General features: G+C 72.9%; 15 protein-coding genes. 6 read left to right on the top strand and 9 right to left on the bottom strand.

The window, feature by feature from the left end:
• Positions 1-135 precede the first annotated feature (135 nt).
• The 6 genes from ACWEBX_RS32550 to ACWEBX_RS32525 all read right to left on the bottom strand — a co-directional run bounded on the left by ACWEBX_RS32550 (position 136) and on the right by ACWEBX_RS32525 (position 5223).
• Positions 136-624: a DUF3180 domain-containing protein gene (locus ACWEBX_RS32550; protein ID WP_451888367.1), complete on the bottom strand. Its 489-nt coding sequence runs from the start codon at positions 622-624 to the stop codon at positions 136-138.
• Positions 625-696: 72 nt separating this feature from the next.
• A complete protein-coding gene (gene folK, locus ACWEBX_RS32545) occupies positions 697-1308 on the bottom strand; it encodes a 2-amino-4-hydroxy-6-hydroxymethyldihydropteridine diphosphokinase (protein WP_451888366.1) in 612 nt (203 codons plus the stop codon).
• Positions 1305-1664, bottom strand: coding sequence for a dihydroneopterin aldolase (gene folB / locus ACWEBX_RS32540; protein ID WP_451888365.1), 360 nt, complete (start codon positions 1662-1664; stop codon positions 1305-1307). The genes folK and folB overlap by 4 nt, the downstream gene beginning before the upstream one ends.
• A gap of 246 nt (positions 1665-1910) precedes the next feature.
• Complete coding sequence (locus ACWEBX_RS32535) at positions 1911-2405, bottom strand: nuclear transport factor 2 family protein (protein ID WP_451888364.1); 495 nt, start codon at positions 2403-2405, stop codon at positions 1911-1913.
• Entirely contained in the window at positions 2402-3313 is a 912-nt protein-coding gene (gene folP / locus ACWEBX_RS32530; protein WP_451888363.1) for a dihydropteroate synthase, read from the bottom strand. The genes ACWEBX_RS32535 and folP overlap by 4 nt, the downstream gene beginning before the upstream one ends.
• Before the next feature lie 80 nt (positions 3314-3393).
• Entirely contained in the window at positions 3394-5223 is a 1830-nt protein-coding gene (locus ACWEBX_RS32525; protein ID WP_451888362.1) for a phosphatidylglycerol lysyltransferase domain-containing protein, read from the bottom strand.
• Positions 5224-5422: 199 nt separating this feature from the next.
• On the opposite strand from ACWEBX_RS32525, the gene ACWEBX_RS32520 reads away from it, so the two are divergent.
• Together ACWEBX_RS32520 and ACWEBX_RS32515 are read left to right on the top strand one after the other, a co-directional pair.
• Positions 5423-6553: an alpha/beta hydrolase gene (locus ACWEBX_RS32520; RefSeq protein ID WP_451888361.1), complete on the top strand. Its 1131-nt coding sequence runs from the start codon at positions 5423-5425 to the stop codon at positions 6551-6553.
• Between the two features lie 293 nt (positions 6554-6846).
• Positions 6847-8616 carry a hypothetical protein gene (locus tag ACWEBX_RS32515; RefSeq protein WP_451888360.1) on the top strand — a complete coding sequence of 590 codons (1770 nt, stop codon included), beginning with the start codon at positions 6847-6849 and terminating at the stop codon, positions 8614-8616.
• Positions 8617-8724: 108 nt separating this feature from the next.
• On the opposite strand, the gene ACWEBX_RS32510 is transcribed toward ACWEBX_RS32515, so the two are convergent.
• Both ACWEBX_RS32510 and ACWEBX_RS32505 read right to left on the bottom strand, forming a co-directional pair.
• A complete protein-coding gene (locus ACWEBX_RS32510) occupies positions 8725-10044 on the bottom strand; it encodes a PH domain-containing protein (protein ID WP_451888368.1) in 1320 nt (439 codons plus the stop codon).
• A 68-nt stretch (positions 10045-10112) separates the two neighbouring features.
• On the bottom strand, positions 10113-10616 hold the full coding sequence (locus ACWEBX_RS32505; RefSeq protein WP_451888359.1) for a PH domain-containing protein: 504 nt from the start codon (positions 10614-10616) through the stop codon (positions 10113-10115).
• A 31-nt stretch (positions 10617-10647) separates the two neighbouring features.
• Here ACWEBX_RS32505 and ACWEBX_RS32500 point away from each other — a divergent pair, with 31 nt between their 5' ends.
• Positions 10648-11799, top strand: a complete 1152-nt coding sequence (locus ACWEBX_RS32500) for an NADH-quinone oxidoreductase subunit D (protein WP_451888358.1) — start codon at positions 10648-10650, stop codon at positions 11797-11799.
• On the opposite strand, the gene ACWEBX_RS32495 is transcribed toward ACWEBX_RS32500, so the two are convergent.
• Positions 11764-12894, bottom strand: a complete 1131-nt coding sequence (locus tag ACWEBX_RS32495) for an SAM-dependent methyltransferase (protein WP_451888357.1) — start codon at positions 12892-12894, stop codon at positions 11764-11766. The genes ACWEBX_RS32500 and ACWEBX_RS32495 overlap by 36 nt on opposite strands.
• A 152-nt stretch (positions 12895-13046) precedes the next feature.
• Between ACWEBX_RS32495 and ACWEBX_RS32490 the strand changes: the two genes are divergently transcribed.
• From ACWEBX_RS32490 to ACWEBX_RS32480, 3 genes are all read left to right on the top strand, one after another.
• Complete coding sequence (locus ACWEBX_RS32490) at positions 13047-14252, top strand: sensor histidine kinase (RefSeq protein ID WP_451888356.1); 1206 nt, start codon at positions 13047-13049, stop codon at positions 14250-14252.
• Positions 14253-14306: 54 nt separating this feature from the next.
• Positions 14307-14978, top strand: coding sequence for a response regulator transcription factor (locus tag ACWEBX_RS32485; RefSeq protein WP_355770753.1), 672 nt, complete (start codon positions 14307-14309; stop codon positions 14976-14978).
• Positions 14979-15101: 123 nt separating this feature from the next.
• On the top strand, positions 15102-15734 hold the full coding sequence (locus ACWEBX_RS32480) for an AAA family ATPase (protein WP_451888355.1): 633 nt from the start codon (positions 15102-15104) through the stop codon (positions 15732-15734).
• Positions 15735-15836 lie beyond the last annotated feature (102 nt).

The following is a 15836-nucleotide window of genomic DNA, read 5'->3' as shown; positions in this document are numbered from 1 at the left end:
GGCCCGCCCCCACCCCCACCCCGGCTATGACCCAAATCTGGCCCCCCTACCCCCCGCTGCACCCCGCAACACCCCGCTCCCCCCCGCTGGACCCCGCTGGACCCCGCGGCCCGGTGCCGGGCCGCGGCGCCGTGGCTACGCCACCGGGGCCGCGCCGCCGTGGTGTTCGTCGTCGTCCTCCGGGAGCTTGCAGACGCGCTCCAGGAAGAAGGCGGCCGCTATCACGCCGATTCCGGCGAGGACGGAGAAGCCGGCGTAGATGGCCTGGTCGCGGCGGGCGGGGACCTCCAGGGATTCCAGGAGGAACACGCCGGTGCCGCCGTACAGGCCCGCCACCAGGGCGGCCACCAGGGCGCTCGCCTGGCCGAAGACGACCGCGCGGGCGGCCATCAGCGGATCGACGCCCTTGGCGCCGGGGCGGCGCTCGCGCTGGGCCTTGAGGCGGGAGCGCAGCGACAGGGCCGTCGCGAGGAGGACGATCGCGATCAGGGCGAGGACGATGGGGGCGGCCAGCGGGACCCGGGGCAGTGTGCCCACCGAGTTCCACAGGCGGGCGCCCGCCCAGGACAGCACTCCGGCGACCGCGAACACGGCAGCCAGTGTCCTGATCCGCAGCTCTTTCACGTTGTCCCTTCGATAGCCGCGTGCGGCCGGGGCCCGTGTCGGGCCGGCCGGTGGTCGTCTTGACCTTAACGACTACTCGGGCAGCCGGAGTTCCAGGTCGGCGCGGGCCGCGACACCGTCCCGGGTGAGGGTGTCGAGGAGCCCGGCGACGGCGCCGTGGCCGGGGATGCGTGCCTCGGGATCCACGTCGTGCCACGGGGCGAGGACGAAGGCCCGCTCGTGCGCGCGCGGGTGAGGGAGGGTCAGGACCGGGTCGTCGGAGACGACATCGGCGTACGCCACGATGTCCACGTCGATCGTGCGCGGGCCCCAGCGCTCGTCCCGCACGCGGTGGAAGGCCTCCTCGACAGCGTGGGCCCGCTCCAGGAGCGAGGACGGCGGGAGGGTGGTCCTGAGCACCACGACCGCGTTGAAGTACGAGGGCTGGCTGCCCGGTTCGACGCCCCACGGCTCCGTCTCGTAGACGGGGGATACCGCTTTGACGCGGACGCCCGGGGTGTCCTCCAGGGCGTCGACGGCGCCCTGGAGGTTCTCCAGGCGGTTGCCCAGGTTCGAGCCGAGGGAGATCACCGCGCGCTTGGGGTTGCTCAGCGTCGTGTCGGCGGCGTCGACCTGTTCGACCACGGAGGCGGGCACCGGCTGGACGGTCGGGTCGCTCTGACCCTCGGTGAAGGACGCGGTCATACTCGGCTCCGGATGATTGTGACGGTCACGTCGTCGAAGGGGACCGTGATGGGCGCGTCCGGTTTGTGGACGCAGACCTCGACCTCCTGGACGCCTTCGTGCTCGAGACACGTCTGGGCGATGCGCGCGGCGAGTGTCTCGATGAGGTCGACCGGCTCGCCCTCGACGACGGCGACGACCTCTTCCGCCACGATGCCGTAGTGCACGGTCTTCGCCAGGTCGTCGTCGGCCGCGGCCGGGCGGGTGTCCAGGCCCAGCGTCAGGTCCACGATGAAGGTCTGCCCCTCCTCGCGTTCCTTGTCGAAGACGCCGTGGTGCCCGCGGGCCTTGAGGCCGCGCAGCGCGACACGATCCACGCGAATCACTCCTGCAATCGTCGGTGAGGGCCGTCATACGCCGAGTGGGGTCGGCACACCGGCCTCGAACGAATCTACCTGCGGGCACTGACAACGCTCGCCCATGGGGACGGGCGTCCCGGTGAAGGCCACGAGGCTTCACCGGGTGTTTCCCCTGGGGAACGCGGCGGCTCACGGGTTGGTAGCCGCCCCTACCCCGGACCGGGGATTCCAATCACCTTCCCGTCCCCGAGGGCCTTGTCCCACTCAACCGGCGGTGTCCTCGTCCTCTTCCTCGCCGGACTCGGCCAGCACGGGGGAGGCGTGGTGGGACCAGAGCTTCCAGCCGTCGGCCGTGCGGCGGAACACGTTCGTGGCGACGACGAGCTGGCCCACGAGCGGGCCGAGCTCCTCGCCCTCGTCGGGTGCGGGACCGCCGCTGAGGATGTTCTCGGTGCAGGTCACCAGGGCCGTGTCGCCGGACACGGACACGCGCACATCGGTGAGGAAGAACTGGATGTACTCCGTGTTCGCCATGATCAGCGCGTACGAGCGGAGCACCTCGCCGCGGCCGTTCAGGACGGGCCAGCCGGGGTGGACGCAGGACACGACCGCGCCCTCGCCCTCGAAGTCGTCGTCGGACGTGTCCAGCGGGGCCAGCCACAGCGAGGTCAGTTCCTCGAAGTCACCCCGTTCCATCGCCTCGTAGTACGCCGTGTTGGAGAGTTCGACCTGCTCGACGTCGGTACGCGGTGTGCTCACCGGGCTCCCTCTGCGGCCGGACCGCCCGTGGTGTCCGTGAGCCCGCCGGTCCGCGCGCCCTCGACGGCGCGGGCGACCCGTACGGCGTCGGCCGTGGCCCGCACCTCGTGCACGCGGACCGCCCACGCGCCCTGCTGGGCGGCTATCGCCGAGACGGCGGCGGTGGCGGCGTCGCGCTCGCGCGCGGGCGGCGGGGCGCCCTCGGGGCCGGCCAGGACCCGGCCGAGGAAACGCTTGCGGGAGGCGGCGACCAGCAGGGGGTGGCCGAGCGCGCGGAGGCGGTCGAGGTGGGCCAGGAGGGCCAGGTCGTGCTCGGGGTCCTTGGAGAAGCCGAGCCCGGGGTCGACGACGATGCGGTCGGGGGCGATGCCGCCCGCCAGGACGGCCTCCACGCGCGCGTGGAGTTCGTCGAGGACTTCGGTGACGACGTTCTCGTACGCTCCCTGGACGTTCCCGCCGGCCAGGAAGCCGCGCCAGTGCATCACCACGAAGGGCGCGCCCGCGGCCGCCACCGCCGGGATCATCGCGGGGTCGGCGAGTCCGCCGCTGACGTCGTTGACGAGGGCGGCGCCCGCGGCGAGCGACTGCTCGGCGACGGAGGCGCGCATCGTGTCCACGGAGACGGCGACGCCCTCGGAGGCGAGGCCGCGGACGACGGGGATGACCCGCTTGAGCTCCTCGGCCTCGTCCACGCGCGTGGCGCCGGGGCGGGTGGACTCGCCGCCCACGTCCACGAGGTCGGCGCCCTCGGCGACCAGGCCGAGACCGTGTTTGACCGCGGCCGTCGTGTCGAACCAGCGGCCGCCGTCGGAGAAGGAATCGGGGGTGACGTTCACGACCCCCATGACCGCGCAGCGGTCCCACGTCGGCAGTCCCGCGACTCGGCCGCGCCCGCGCTCAATACTCATACGTCCAGCCTAGGCCTCCCGCAGGAGGCGTCACCGCCCCGTACGTGCTCCGTCGCCTCCGCCGGTCTCCGCGCTCCCGGCTACACCGCCCTGACCCCCCGTTCCGGTGCCGCGTGGGCGCAGGGGCGCGGGGCCGGTGCGCGGCGGCGCAGGATCCGGGGCAGGGCGAGGGTCACGAAGCCCTCGGCCTGCATGGCGGCGAAGCCGATGCGAGGGAGGTCGCGCGAGGAGGCGTAGACCACGAAGCGCGGCTCCCAGCGCGGACGGAACTTGGCGTTGAACTTGTACAGCGACTCGATCTGGAACCAGCGCGACAGGAACACGAGCAGTCCGCGCCAGGCGCGCAGCACCGGCCCGGCGCCGATCTTCTCGCCGCGCGCGAGCGCCGAGCGGAACATCGCGAAGTTGAGCGAGATCCGGTCGATGCCGAGTCGGGGTGCGGCCTGGAGCGCCGCCACGATGAGGAGTTCGTTCATGCCGGGGTCGGCGGCGCGGTCGCGGCGCATGAGGTCGAGCGACACGCCGTCCGCGCCCCACGGGACGAAGTGCAGGACCGCCTTCAGGTCGCCGTACGGGCCGGGCGGATCGTCGGCCTTGTGCGCCGTGGCGATCAGACAGTCGCCGTCGGACGGGTCACCGATACGGCCGAGCGCCATGGAGAAGCCGCGTTCGGTGTCGGTGCCGCGCCAGTCCTCCGCCGCGCGCCGTATCCGCTCCAGCTCGCCTTCGCCGAGGTCACGGATGCGCCGTACCCGGGTCTCGTAGCCGGCGCGTTCGATGCGCTTGACCATCTGGCGCACGTTTCGCATCGCGCGCCCGGACAGGGAGAAATCCACGACGTCCACCACCGCCTCGTCCCCGAGTTCGAGGGCGTCGAGGCCGGTCTCACGCGTCCACACCTCGCCGCCCGTCTCGGAGCAGCCCATGACGGCGGGCGTCCAGGAGTGCGCCCTGGCCTCGTCCATGAAGCGCTCGATCGCGCCGGGCCAGGCCTCCACGTCGCCGATGGGGTCACCGCTGGCGAGCATCACCCCGGAGACGACCCGGTAGGTGACCGCCGCCTTGCCGCTGGGTGAGAAGACGACCGCCTTGTCGCGGCGGAGCGCGAAGTGGCCGAGGGAGTCGCGGCCGCCGTGCTTGTCCAAGAGGACGCGCAGCCGGGCCTCGTCGTCCTCCGTGAGGCGGGCGGCGGGGTGTTCGGGCCGGAAGGCGAGGTAGACGGTCGTGACGGCGGTGAGCCAGCCGAGCGCGCCGAGGGAGAAGGCGACGGTCCAGGAGGTGGGTCCCGCGTAGTCGACGGGGCCCTCGAAGCCGACCAGGCCGTACAGGACGTGACTGATCCGGTCGGCCAGGCTCGGGTCGCCGATCATGCGGTCCTCGTGGACGCTGACGATGACGAGTCCGAGGACGAGGGAACCGGCGCCCATGAGTACGAAGTTGGCGAGCGCGCGCCAGCGGCTGCGTGGATCGGGCAGCGCGGCGAACTCGTCGCGGTGGCGCAGCAGCGGCAGGAGCAGCGCGGCCGAGATGACGACGCCGATCACCGAGTGGCGGTACGCGAACTGCGCGGCGGCGCCCGCGGGCAGCAGCAGCACCGCGGCGCGCCACGCGCGGCGCTTGCGGCGCCGCAGCCCGTGGGCGAGCAGCAGCAGGAGCACGCCGGCGCTGAGCGACAGCGCCGCGGCGAAGGGCCCGAACGAGCCGGGCAGCACCTCGGCCAGGGCGTGCATACGGCTGTGACGGAAGCGCGGGAAGACGCCCGCGGCGACGTCCAGGAGACCTACGAGTGTGCAGGCCCTGGCGATCAGGGCGGGGACCACCTCCGGGCTCGGACCGCGCAGTACGCGCCGTGTCCGGCCTGTCCGGCCCGGAACCCCACCCGACAATTCCCCATCTACCCTGACAGACATCGCATCCCGTGGTTCCGCGAGAGACCTTGAATCCGGTGCCATTCCGGCATCCGGCGACATTGCGCCCTCTAGGACGGTGTCTTGGGGAGACAGGTTCACTCCCTTCCGGAAAGCCGGTTCAAAAGGCAAGGAAAGTCCAGGGCAAGGCCTCGCCAATGGGTGGGACCCACCCGGACGGAAAGCGCAGGCGGTGCACCCCATGGGTCTCACGAGCAACAAGATGCTGGCATTGGCGGTGCTGCTCGCCGTACTGCTTTTCGTCGGCACGGTGTGGTGGTGGCCCCGCCTCGCCAGGCGTACCTGGCAGTCCGTCAGCGGGCGTGTCGGGCTGCTGCTGGCCACCCAGGTGATGCTCTTCGCCTCCATCGGGCTGTGCGCCAACCAGGCGTTCGGGTTCTACGCGAGCTGGGCGGATCTCCTCGGCCGGGAGAGCGGCGAGGGGGTGGTCGTCGACCACGACGGCGCGAACGGGCCGGGCGGCGGCCCCCTCCAGGTCGTGGACACCGAGCAGGTGGGCGTCTCGGGCGGCGCGCGGCCGCAGACCGGCGGCCAGGTCCAGAAGATCGACATCGTCGGCCGTACGACCCGGATCGCCACACCGGCGTACGTCTATCTGCCGCCGGAGTACTTCCAGCCGCGGTACCGCACCCGTACGTTCCCGGTGGTCACCGTGCTGACCGGCTATCCCGGCACGGCCAAGGCGCTCATCAAGGCCCTGCACTTCCCGCAGACGGCGAATCGTTTGGTCAAGGAGGGCAGGACCCAGCCGATGATCCTGGTGATGCTGCGGCCGACCGTCGCTCCGCCGCGGGACACCGAGTGCGTGGACATCCCCGGCGGTCCGCAGACCGAGTCCTTCTTCGCCAAGGACCTGCCCGAGGCGGTGTCGGCGCACTACCGTGCGGGCGGAAATCCCCGGAGCTGGGGCATCATCGGCGACTCGACGGGCGGGTACTGCGCGCTGAAACTCGCCGTCCACCACCCCGGGGTGTACGCGGCGGGCGTCGGCCTGTCGCCGTACTACAAGGCGCCGATCGACCGGACGACGGGCGATCTCTTCCAGGGTGACAAGACCCTGCGTGACAGCGCCGATCTGCGCTGGTACCTGAAGAACAGGCCCGCCCCGGACACCTCGCTCCTCGTCACCAGCAGCAAGGCGGGCGAATCCAACTACCAGGCCACGCTCGACTTCATAGACCTCGTGAAATCCAGGAAGCTCACCCGGATCTCGTCGATCATCCTCGACAGCGGCGGCCACAACTTCAACACCTGGCGGCGGGAGATCCCGGGTGCCCTCCAGTGGCTCAGCGGACGCCTGAGCGACCGCTGAGCCCTGCCGGGCCGGGCCCGGACACGCCCTCGTGCCCCGCGGACGAATTGGGTTGTCCGGCGTCGGGAAATGCCGTCCCCCGGAGGAATGCCGCACCCCGGCGATGACGATTCGGGAACTGTCGGGAGCCCGTGGAATTGATCGTGGCGCCGGTGCGATCGGGGGGCGGGACGGGCTTTGTGGGACAAGCGGTGTGCCCTGTAGGTGCCTGGTACAGGACAAAGCCTCCGGGGACACTGGGTTTTTACCGGGCGGGGCACCAAGATTCGCCTACGCGCGGTAAGTTTCTGGCCATGCCACGTGGACGCCACCGCCATTCCCCTCCCTTGCACAGGGTGCTGCCTTCTTCGGCGATCGCCGGTGTGTCGCTCGTCTGCGCCATAGGACCCTGGCTGTTCACGGACGCGTTCGCGCTCCGTGTCCTGGCCGCGGGTGCCGCGGCGACGGCGGTCGTCAGCGCGGTCGTCCTGCGCCGCTGGGACAGCGCGGCGGGCAAACGTGTCGCCGACCTCACGCGCGCGCGGGCGAGCGACGAGTGGCGTCATGAGGAGCGCGTCGCCGAACTGGAGACGGACCTCGACGAGTCGCGCGAACTGCGCGCCAAGCTCGAGCAGAAGCTGCGCGCCAAGCGCACCGAGCTGGCCGGCCTGCGCAACGAGCACGCGGCGCTGCTGCGGCGGTACGCCACGGCCGAGACGGAGCGGGCCACCGCTCTGGAGGGGCGCCGGCAGCTCGCCATAGAGGCTTCGGTGCCCGCCCGCGCCCTGCCGGCCGCGCGGACGGCCCCGGACGGGATCGAGACCCAGGACTCCTCCGGCACGCCGGACTCGGGCGACACGCCGGACCTCCAGGACGCTCCGGACTCCTCCGGAGTGGTGGACGAGCAGGACACGAACGGGAGAGCCGAGACGGTCGAGACGTCCGGGGAGCCGGACGCGTCCGAGGACCCGGCACCGTCCGAGGCATCCGAGGAGACAGATCCGTCCGAGGGTTCCGGGGGCGGGGTGTCCGCGTCCGTGAGCCGGTCGGACGCCATCGAGGCCTTCATGGCACCCGACGACGACTCGGCCCCCGAGGCGGAGGACGACGAGGACGCGAAGGCGGAGGCCGGTGCCGGGACCGACGAGTCCCCCGAGGCCTTCTCCCCGGCCGGGTCGTCGCTCTTCCTGCGGGCCGGAGCGGCGTTGAACCGGACGGCGGGCGACGCCCCGCAGGCGGAGGGCGCCGAGGCCGGGACGGCATCGACGTCCGTGGCGCTCGCGCTGCCGGACGCGGACCGCGAAACCGCCGCCCCCGGCACCGCTTCGGCCAAGGCTCCCGAGACCCGCTCCGCGACCGCCAGGTCCCTGAACGACGTGCCCGCTCCGGGCGGGTCCGCGCTGGACGCGGCTGTCGAGCGGGACGCGGCGGCGAAGAAGCGCGCGGCGCTGCAGAAGGGCGCGGCCGCCACGAAGAACCTGGTCGCCACGAGGGACCGGGTGGCCGAGCGGGACCGGGTGGCCGAGCGGGACACGGCCGCGAACGGCGAGGCCGCCCCGAGGAACACTCCGGCCGCCGGGACGGGTCCGTCCGCGGACTCCGTCGCGGAAGCGGGTGGGGCGCAGGGGAAGCCCGAGGCGGCCCGCGAGCACCAGCGCGCGGCCGCCGACGCCGAGCCGTCGTCCGCCGCACCCGAGCGGGCCCGCCGGGCCGTGGCGGCGCCTCCGGCGCGCGCGGCGCTGCCGCCCGCCAAGTCCGCCCAGCGCTCCGGGCACTTCACTGTGCCCACGGCGGTGGCCGTCGTCCCGCAGTCCGCGCCGGTGCGCCGCCCCTCGGTCGAGGGAGGGTTCGACTTCTTCGGTACGCAGCAGGAGGAGTCCGACGCCGCCGCTGTGGAGGCCGTGCAGAACGAGGACCTCGCCGACGTGGTCGGTCAGGAGGCGCTCGCCGCGCACGAGGCCGAGTCCGGGGCCAGGCCCGAGGGCGGGGCTTCGGAGGGTGCCGACCGCCAGGTCATCGACCTGACCGAGCACGACGAGACCGAGCACATCGATATGACGGGGCTGCGGAGCGCGGCCTCCTGATCCGCGGGGCGGCCGAGCGGGCGTGACCGAAGCCGCGTAGGCGCGACGGGTGAGGGCAGTGGCACGAAGCCACTGCCCTCACCCGTTTCCACCCGTCGGCGTGGGGCCTCAGGCCATCCAGCGGTCCGGCCGGGCCTCCCGGCGTCCCGTGCGGGACCGGTCCGCCTGCGCCTGGAGGAGGGCCGCCGCCTCCTCGGCGCTCCGCAGCCGCGCCGTCACCGTCTTGCCGGCGCCGGCGTCGATGTGGACGTCGGCGAGCCCCTTGAAGCGCTCCCAGGGCCCCTGCGTCAGCCGGACGCTCTGCACCTTGGCGTGCGGGACGAGATGGAGGCGGCGCCGCAACAGCCCGCGGCGCGCGGCGAACACGGTGCCGGTGACCGCGAGTCCGTACCCGCGCCACCAGAACGGCACGCACCAGCCGGCCCGTCGCGGCGGCCGGTCCAGGGACGCGGGAACGGTCACGCCGGGCAGCACGGCGGCGATCACGGCCTCGGCGACCTCGCGCGGAGCGACGGGCACGAGGACCGAGTTCGACGACCCGGCCACGTCCAGTTCGACCCGCACCCATCGGCCGCGCCACAGCAGGGGTTCGACGATCCGCACGGTCTGCACCCGTCCGGGCGGCACCGTCTCGTGCGTACGGTCCAGGAGCCCGTGGTCGATGCGCAGGCCGTCGGGCGACTCGCCCACCGTCCAGTCGTACTCGCCGACGAACCGTCCGACGCTGCTCGCGCCCGCCGCGCCGAGCAGGGGCAGTCCGGTCGCCAGCACCGTCCAGGCGCTGTGCGTGGCGAACCACAGCAGCGTCGGCACGACGAGCGCGGCGACCAGGGACGCCCAGGTGGCGCCGGTGAGCAGCAGGGAGGCGGCGAGGGCGGCGGGCGGGACGTGCAGCAGCCGCCGGACCGGTGCCTCGCCGACCTCGTGGGCGGACTCGGGCGCGAACCCGGCCGCGCGGGCGAGGAGTTCGGCACGCAGCCGCCGGGCCTCGCCCTCGCCCAGATAGGCCAGCTCGTCCTTCCGGTCGGCGCCGACGACATCGAGCTTGAGCTTGGCTACGCCCGCGACGCGGGCCAGCAGCGGCTGCGTGATGTCGACGGCCTGGAGCCGTTCGAGCCGGATGTGCGCGGTGCGGCGGAACAACAGGCCGGTACGGATGCGCAGTTCGGTGTCGGTCACCGCGAAGTGGGTGAACCACCAGCTCAGGAAGCCGTAGAGAGCGGCGCCCGGCACGATCACCACGAGCCCCAGGAGCAGTGCGGTCGTCGTGAGCCGGGAGATCTGCTCCTGTGCCTGGCCCGGGTCGTGGACGGCCCAGCCGGCGAGGACCGCGACCGGGGCCCAGGCCCGCCGGAACGGCGTCACGGGGTGCAGCCGCCGCTCGGACAACGGCTTCGCCTCCGCCACGGACGCGCCGTCGCCCGGCACGGCCGGTGTACCGGGGAGGGCGCCGGACGCGGCGGACGGGGGGCCCGAGGAGTCCGGGGAGGCCGTGCTCACAGGCCCGCCGATCGTGCCTCGCCCAGTTCGGTCAGCCGGTCCCGCAATCGCTCGGCCTCGGCCGGGTCGAGACCCGGGATGCACGCGTCGGTGGCCGCGGCGGCCGTGTGGAGCTGCACACTGGCGAGCCCGAAGTGACGTTCCAGCGGACCGGAGGTCACCTCGACGAGCTGCATGCGCCCGTACGGCACCACGGTCTCCTCACGCCACAGCACGCCCCGGCTGATCAGCAGGTCGTCCGCGCGCTCCGCGTACCGCCAGGAGCGCCAGTTGCGCCCCAGCATGCGCCAGCCCCACGCGACGAGGGCGAGCGGCAGCAGGGCGAAGGCAGCCCAGCCCGGACCTGCGAACAGGGCGAGGAGCAGCCCGACGGCGATCGTCAGGAGCCCCAGCCACACCACCAGCAACAGCCGTCGCATACGCAGCAGCCCCGGAGGCAGTCCGGTCCAGACCGGCTCCCCCGGGACGCTCTCCTCGGTCCGCGCGCTCCCCGTCTCCATGCGGCAAGCGTACGTACGAGAGACTGTGGCCATGACTCCCACGACGGAGACCATGGTCGGCATCGGCGGCGCGGCCGAGAGCACCGACATGGTGCTCAACATCGGCCCCCAGCACCCCTCGACCCATGGCGTGCTGCGACTGCGGCTCGTACTCGACGGTGAGCGGATCCGGCACGCGGAGCCGGTCATCGGCTACATGCACCGCGGCGCCGAGAAGCTCTTCGAGGCACGCGACTACCGCCAGATCATCATGCTCGCCAACCGCCACGACTGGCTGTCGGCCTTCTCGAACGAACTGGGCGTCGTTCTCGCGGTGGAGCGGATGCTCGGCATGGAGGTCCCCCCGCGCGCGGTGTGGACGCGCACGCTGCTCGCGGAGCTCAACCGGGTCCTGAACCACCTGATGTTCCTCGGCTCCTATCCCCTGGAGCTCGGCGGGATCACCCCGATCTTCTACGCCTTCACGGAGCGCGAGGAGCTCCAGCACGTCATGGAGGAGGTCTCCGGCGGGCGCATGCACTACATGTTCAACCGCGTCGGCGGCCTCAAGGAGGACCTTCCGGCCGGATGGACCACACGCGCGCGTGCCTGCGTCGCCGCTCTGCGCGCGCGGATGGGCGTGTACGACGACCTGGTGCTCGGCAACGAGATCTTCCGGGGGCGTACGCGCGGGGTGGGCGTGCTCGCTCCGCGGGCCGTGCACGCGTACGGGGTGAGCGGCCCCATCGCGCGGGCCTCCGGCGTCGACTTCGACCTGCGCCGCGACGAGCCCTATCTGGCCTACGGGGAGCTCCAGGACACCCTGAAGGTCGTCACGCGCGAGGAGGGCGACTGCCTGGCCCGCTTCGAGTGCCTCCTGGAACAGACGCACAATGCCCTGGACCTCGCGGACGCCTGTCTGGACCGGCTCGTCGAGCTGCCGCCCGGCCCGGTCAACCAGCGCCTGCCGAAGGTCCTGAAGGCGCCCGAGGGGCACACGTACGCCTGGACCGAGAACCCGCTCGGCATCAACGGCTACTACCTCGTCAGCAAGGGCGAGAAGACCCCGTACCGGCTGAAGCTGCGCTCCGCGTCCTTCAACAACATCCAGGCGCTCACCGAGCTGCTGCCCGGGACGCTCGTCGCCGACATGGTGGCGATCCTCGGGTCACTGTTCTTCGTGGTCGGGGACATCGACAAGTAGGGCCTCGCGCAGGACGGCGTCGGGGGAGTCCCGGAGCCCGTCGGGGAAGCCGACGGGCTGGACCAGCCAGCCGAAGTCGCCCAGCCCGCCCGGCGCGGTGAGTTCCGCCGCCTGTCCGGCGCCCGCGAGGGCGCGCACATAGGCGGCGGGGTCCGTCGACGCGAGGGCGAGCGGGGGGCGGGCGCCGCTCACGCCCAGCGCGCGCAGCGCCGCGCGCTGGGTCACCACGCGGCCCCCGGGCAGCGCGCACGCGTCGAGCGCCACATGCGCGGTGATGTCGCACGAGCCGTCCGGCACCGGTGCCGTCTCGCGTCCCTCCCGGAAGCCGGTGAGGGTCCCGAAGGGCGGCCGTACGCCCGCGAGGTGCGCGTAGTCGACGGCGACGGCGAGTCCCCGGTCGAGCGCGGCCACGGCGGAGGCCCAGGCGAGATCCCGGGGGAGCCCGATCTCGGCACGCGCGCCCCCAATGGGAGCCGAGGGCGCCTCGGGAGCCGCGCCCGCCCCCGGTGGGTGGGGTGCTTCTTGTACGGATACGGGGCCGTCGCCGGGCCGGGGCCACCACCAGGTCCGCAGCCATCGGGCGTCCTGCCCGGTGACCGGTTCTCCGAGGCGTTCGGTTCCGTCGGCGCGGACGAGGACCCGCCGCGCCGCTCCGTCCGGGCCGATCTCGGCGACGTCCACGGGCACGTTGTCCAGCCACTCGTTGGCGAACAGCAGCCCAGTGATCCCCCGTGGCGGCTCGCCGAGCCACGAGATCCGCCGGTCGAGGCCGTCCGGCCGGTCCGCCCGCTCGACGGCGTACGCGCGCACCCGGCCGGCCACCTCGGCGGGGAGGGCGGCGAGGACGCCGGTCACCAGCTCGCCGCGACCGGCCGCCATGTCCACGAAGGCCAGCGGGTCCGGATGGCCGAGCGCCGTGTCGAGGCGGCACAGCAGCCGCGCCACAGCCCCCGCGAACAGCGGGGAGGCGTGCACCGAGGTCCGGAAGTGCCCCGCCGGTCCCTCGGGCCGGCGATAGAAGCCCCGGGGCCCGTACAGGGCCTCCTCCGTCGCCTCGCGCCACCCACGCCACTCACCCGCCACCGCACCGTCCACCGGGCCAGGCTAGGCCAAGCCCCGGGGCCTCTCGGGGCGGCTTCCCGGTGCCCCGGAGCGGGGGACATCCACCTTGGGGAGTACGAGGAGCGGTCCCGGATCGGTCCTCCGGTTGACCCGGGCACACCGCGCGCCTCCCTACTCTGGGTTACGTGCAGCGCCTCTATGACCTTCTCCGCAGGTACCCGACATGGGTCGACAGCTTCTGGGCCGTCGCCCTCCTCGGGATCTCCTTGGTGAGCATCAGCAATGTCAACGGCGCCGCGACGGGTCCGTCGTCGACCGCCACGGCGCTCCCGATCGCCGTCGCGCTGAGCGCGGTCGTCGCGCTGCGCCGCCGCATGCCGGAGAAGATGCTGGTCCTGGCCGTGGCGGCGGGCCTCGCACAACTGGTCCTGGACGTCCCGTCGGCGCCCGAGGACTTCGCGATGCTGGTGATCATCTACACGGTCGCCGCGAACGGAGCCCGCTGGGCCTCCCGGCTCGCGCTGGTCGGCGGTCTGTGCGCGGGCACGCTCGCGCAGCTCCGCTGGCCCGCGCACGAGGTCAGCGGACCGGGCGGCGTCTTCATAGCGATCTTCCAGACCGTTCCGTTCGCGCTCGCCTGGGTGCTCGGCGACTCGATCCGCACCCGCCGCGCCTACCTCGCGCAACTGGAGGAGCGGGCCGCCCGTCTGGAGAAGGAGCGCGAGGCGCAGGCCAAGGTCGCGGTCGCCGCCGAGCGCGCCCGGATCGCGCGCGAGCTGCACGACGTCGTCGCGCACAACGTCTCGGTGATGGTGGTTCAGGCCGACGGCGCCGCATACGTCATGGACACCGCCCCGGAGCAGGCCAGGAAGGCGCTGGAGACCATCTCGGGGACCGGCAGGCAGGCCCTCGCCGAGATGCGCCGGCTGCTCGGCGTGCTGCGCACCGGCGAGCACCAGGAGGTCGGCGAGTACGTGCCGCAGCCCGACGTCGAACAGCTCGACGACCTCATCGAGCAGTGCCGCACCTCGGGCCTGCCCGTCGACTTCAAGGTGGAGGGCACCCCGCGCCCGCTGCCCAGCGGTGTCGAGCTCACGGCGTACCGCATCGTCCAGGAGGCGCTGACCAACACCCGCAAGCACGGAGGCCCGAACACGGGCGCGAGCGTGCGTCTGGTCTACTTCGACGACGGCCTCGGTCTGCTCGTCGAGGACGACGGCAAGGGGGCCCCCCACGAGCTGTACGAGGAGGGCGGCGCCGACGGGCAGGGCCACGGCCTGATCGGCATGCGGGAGCGCGTCGGCATGGTCGGCGGCACCCTGGACGCGGGGCCGCGCCCCGGCGGGGGTTTCCGCATCAGCGCCCTGCTGCCGCTCAAAGCGGCCCACTGACACCTGTACACACCCGGTCCGAGGACCGGCCCCGACTTTGTGAAAGGCCCCCCGATGGCGATCCGCGTGATGCTCGTCGACGACCAGGTGCTGCTGCGCACCGGCTTCCGGATGGTGCTCGCCGCCCAGCCGGACATGGAGGTCGTGGCCGAGGCGGGCGACGGCGTCGAGGCCCTGCAGGTGCTGGCCGCCACCGAGGTCGACGTGGTCCTCATGGACGTACGCATGCCGAAGCTCGACGGCGTGGAGACCACCCGCCGCATCTGTTCGGACCCGAACCCGCCGAAGGTGCTGATCCTGACCACCTTCGACCTCGACGAGTACGCGTTCTCCGGACTGAAGGCGGGCGCCTCCGGCTTCATGCTCAAGGACGTGCCCCCGGGCGAGCTGCTCGCCGCCATCCGTTCCGTGCACAGCGGCGACGCCGTGGTCGCGCCGTCGACCACCCGGCGGCTACTCGACCGGTTCGCGCCGCTGCTGCCCAACGCGGGCAAGGAGCCCCAGCACAAGGGGCTCGAACGGCTCACAGAGCGCGAGCGCGAGGTCATGATCCTCGTCGCGCAGGGCCTGTCCAACGGGGAGATCGCGGCCCGTCTCGTCCTCTCGGAAGCCACCGTGAAGACCCATGTCGGGCGCATTCTCACCAAGCTGGGACTGCGCGACCGGGTGCAGGTGGTCGTCCTCGCCTACGAGACGGGAATCGTCCGGGCGGGCGGCCTCGGCTGACGTGCGAAGCCGCGCCGCGGCCCGCGCGCCGTCCGGCCGGTGGTCCGCGCGCCGTCCGGCCGGCGTCCGGGGTGGGCACGGAGACGTGACCGGGACGTGACCGGCGCGCACTAGGGTCTGCGCATGCTCCTGTGGATCAACGGGCCCTTCGGGGGCGGCAAGACACAGACCGCGCACGAGATCCGGCGCCGGCTGCCCGGCAGCGTCATCTGCGATCCCGAACACGCCGGTTTCGGCCTGCACCGCATGCTTCCGCCCGAACTCCGCGGGGATTTCCAGGACTTGGTGTCCTGGCGGCAGGGCGTGGTCGAGGTGCTCGACCTCGCGCTCGGCAAACGGGACGGTGTGGTCATCGCCCCCATGACGGTCACGAACCCCGCGTACTTCGCGGAGACGATCGGACGGCTTCGTGAACGGGGCCACGACGTACGGCACTTCACGCTGCTGGCCGAGCGCGAGACCGTCCTGCGGCGGCTGCGCGAACGCGGCTTCGGGCATTTCGTGGGCCATGTCGCCGGAAAGGACGCCCCGTTGCGGCGCGAGAGCTGGGCCGTGGGGCAACTCGACCACTGTCTGGAGCGGCTGCGCGAGCCGGAGTTCGCCGAGCATCTGTGGACCGACGGGACGACGGTCGCCAGGACCGCCGACCGCATAGCGGTCCTCGCCGGGCTGACACTCACGCCGAACCGCGACAGTGCCCTGCGCGGACGCCTGCGGCGGGCGCGGACGAGCGTGCGCCACATCCGCTTCGACTGACCCGCCCCCCACCACCCCCCCCGCCACCCCTGCCCCCCCGCCACCAGGACGCACCCGCGGCCGGGATCCGGCGTGAGGGGCCGTGCCGGTACATCGATGCCC

This window comes from Streptomyces sp. NPDC005070, assembly GCF_053600395.1.
Note: the sequence above shows the minus strand (reverse complement) of the source record. Positions and strands in the feature narration are given on the sequence as shown.

What these genes read in the sequence shown, in the direction of transcription:
- ACWEBX_RS32505 (WP_451888359.1), bottom strand. Translation starts at nt 10,616, where the DNA reads ATGGAGACGGGGAGCGCGCGGACCGAGGAGAGCGTCCCGGGGGAGCCG.
- ACWEBX_RS32525 (WP_451888362.1), bottom strand. Translation starts at nt 5,223, where the DNA reads ATGTCTGTCAGGGTAGATGGGGAATTGTCGGGTGGGGTTCCGGGCCGG.
- ACWEBX_RS32520 (WP_451888361.1), top strand. Translation starts at nt 5,423, where the DNA reads ATGGGTCTCACGAGCAACAAGATGCTGGCATTGGCGGTGCTGCTCGCC.
- folK (WP_451888366.1), bottom strand. Translation starts at nt 1,308, where the DNA reads ATGACCGCGTCCTTCACCGAGGGTCAGAGCGACCCGACCGTCCAGCCG.
- ACWEBX_RS32480 (WP_451888355.1), top strand. Translation starts at nt 15,102, where the DNA reads ATGCTCCTGTGGATCAACGGGCCCTTCGGGGGCGGCAAGACACAGACC.
- ACWEBX_RS32485 (WP_355770753.1), top strand. Translation starts at nt 14,307, where the DNA reads ATGGCGATCCGCGTGATGCTCGTCGACGACCAGGTGCTGCTGCGCACC.
- ACWEBX_RS32515 (WP_451888360.1), top strand. Translation starts at nt 6,847, where the DNA reads ATGCCACGTGGACGCCACCGCCATTCCCCTCCCTTGCACAGGGTGCTG.
- ACWEBX_RS32500 (WP_451888358.1), top strand. Translation starts at nt 10,648, where the DNA reads ATGACTCCCACGACGGAGACCATGGTCGGCATCGGCGGCGCGGCCGAG.
- folP (WP_451888363.1), bottom strand. Translation starts at nt 3,313, where the DNA reads ATGAGTATTGAGCGCGGGCGCGGCCGAGTCGCGGGACTGCCGACGTGG.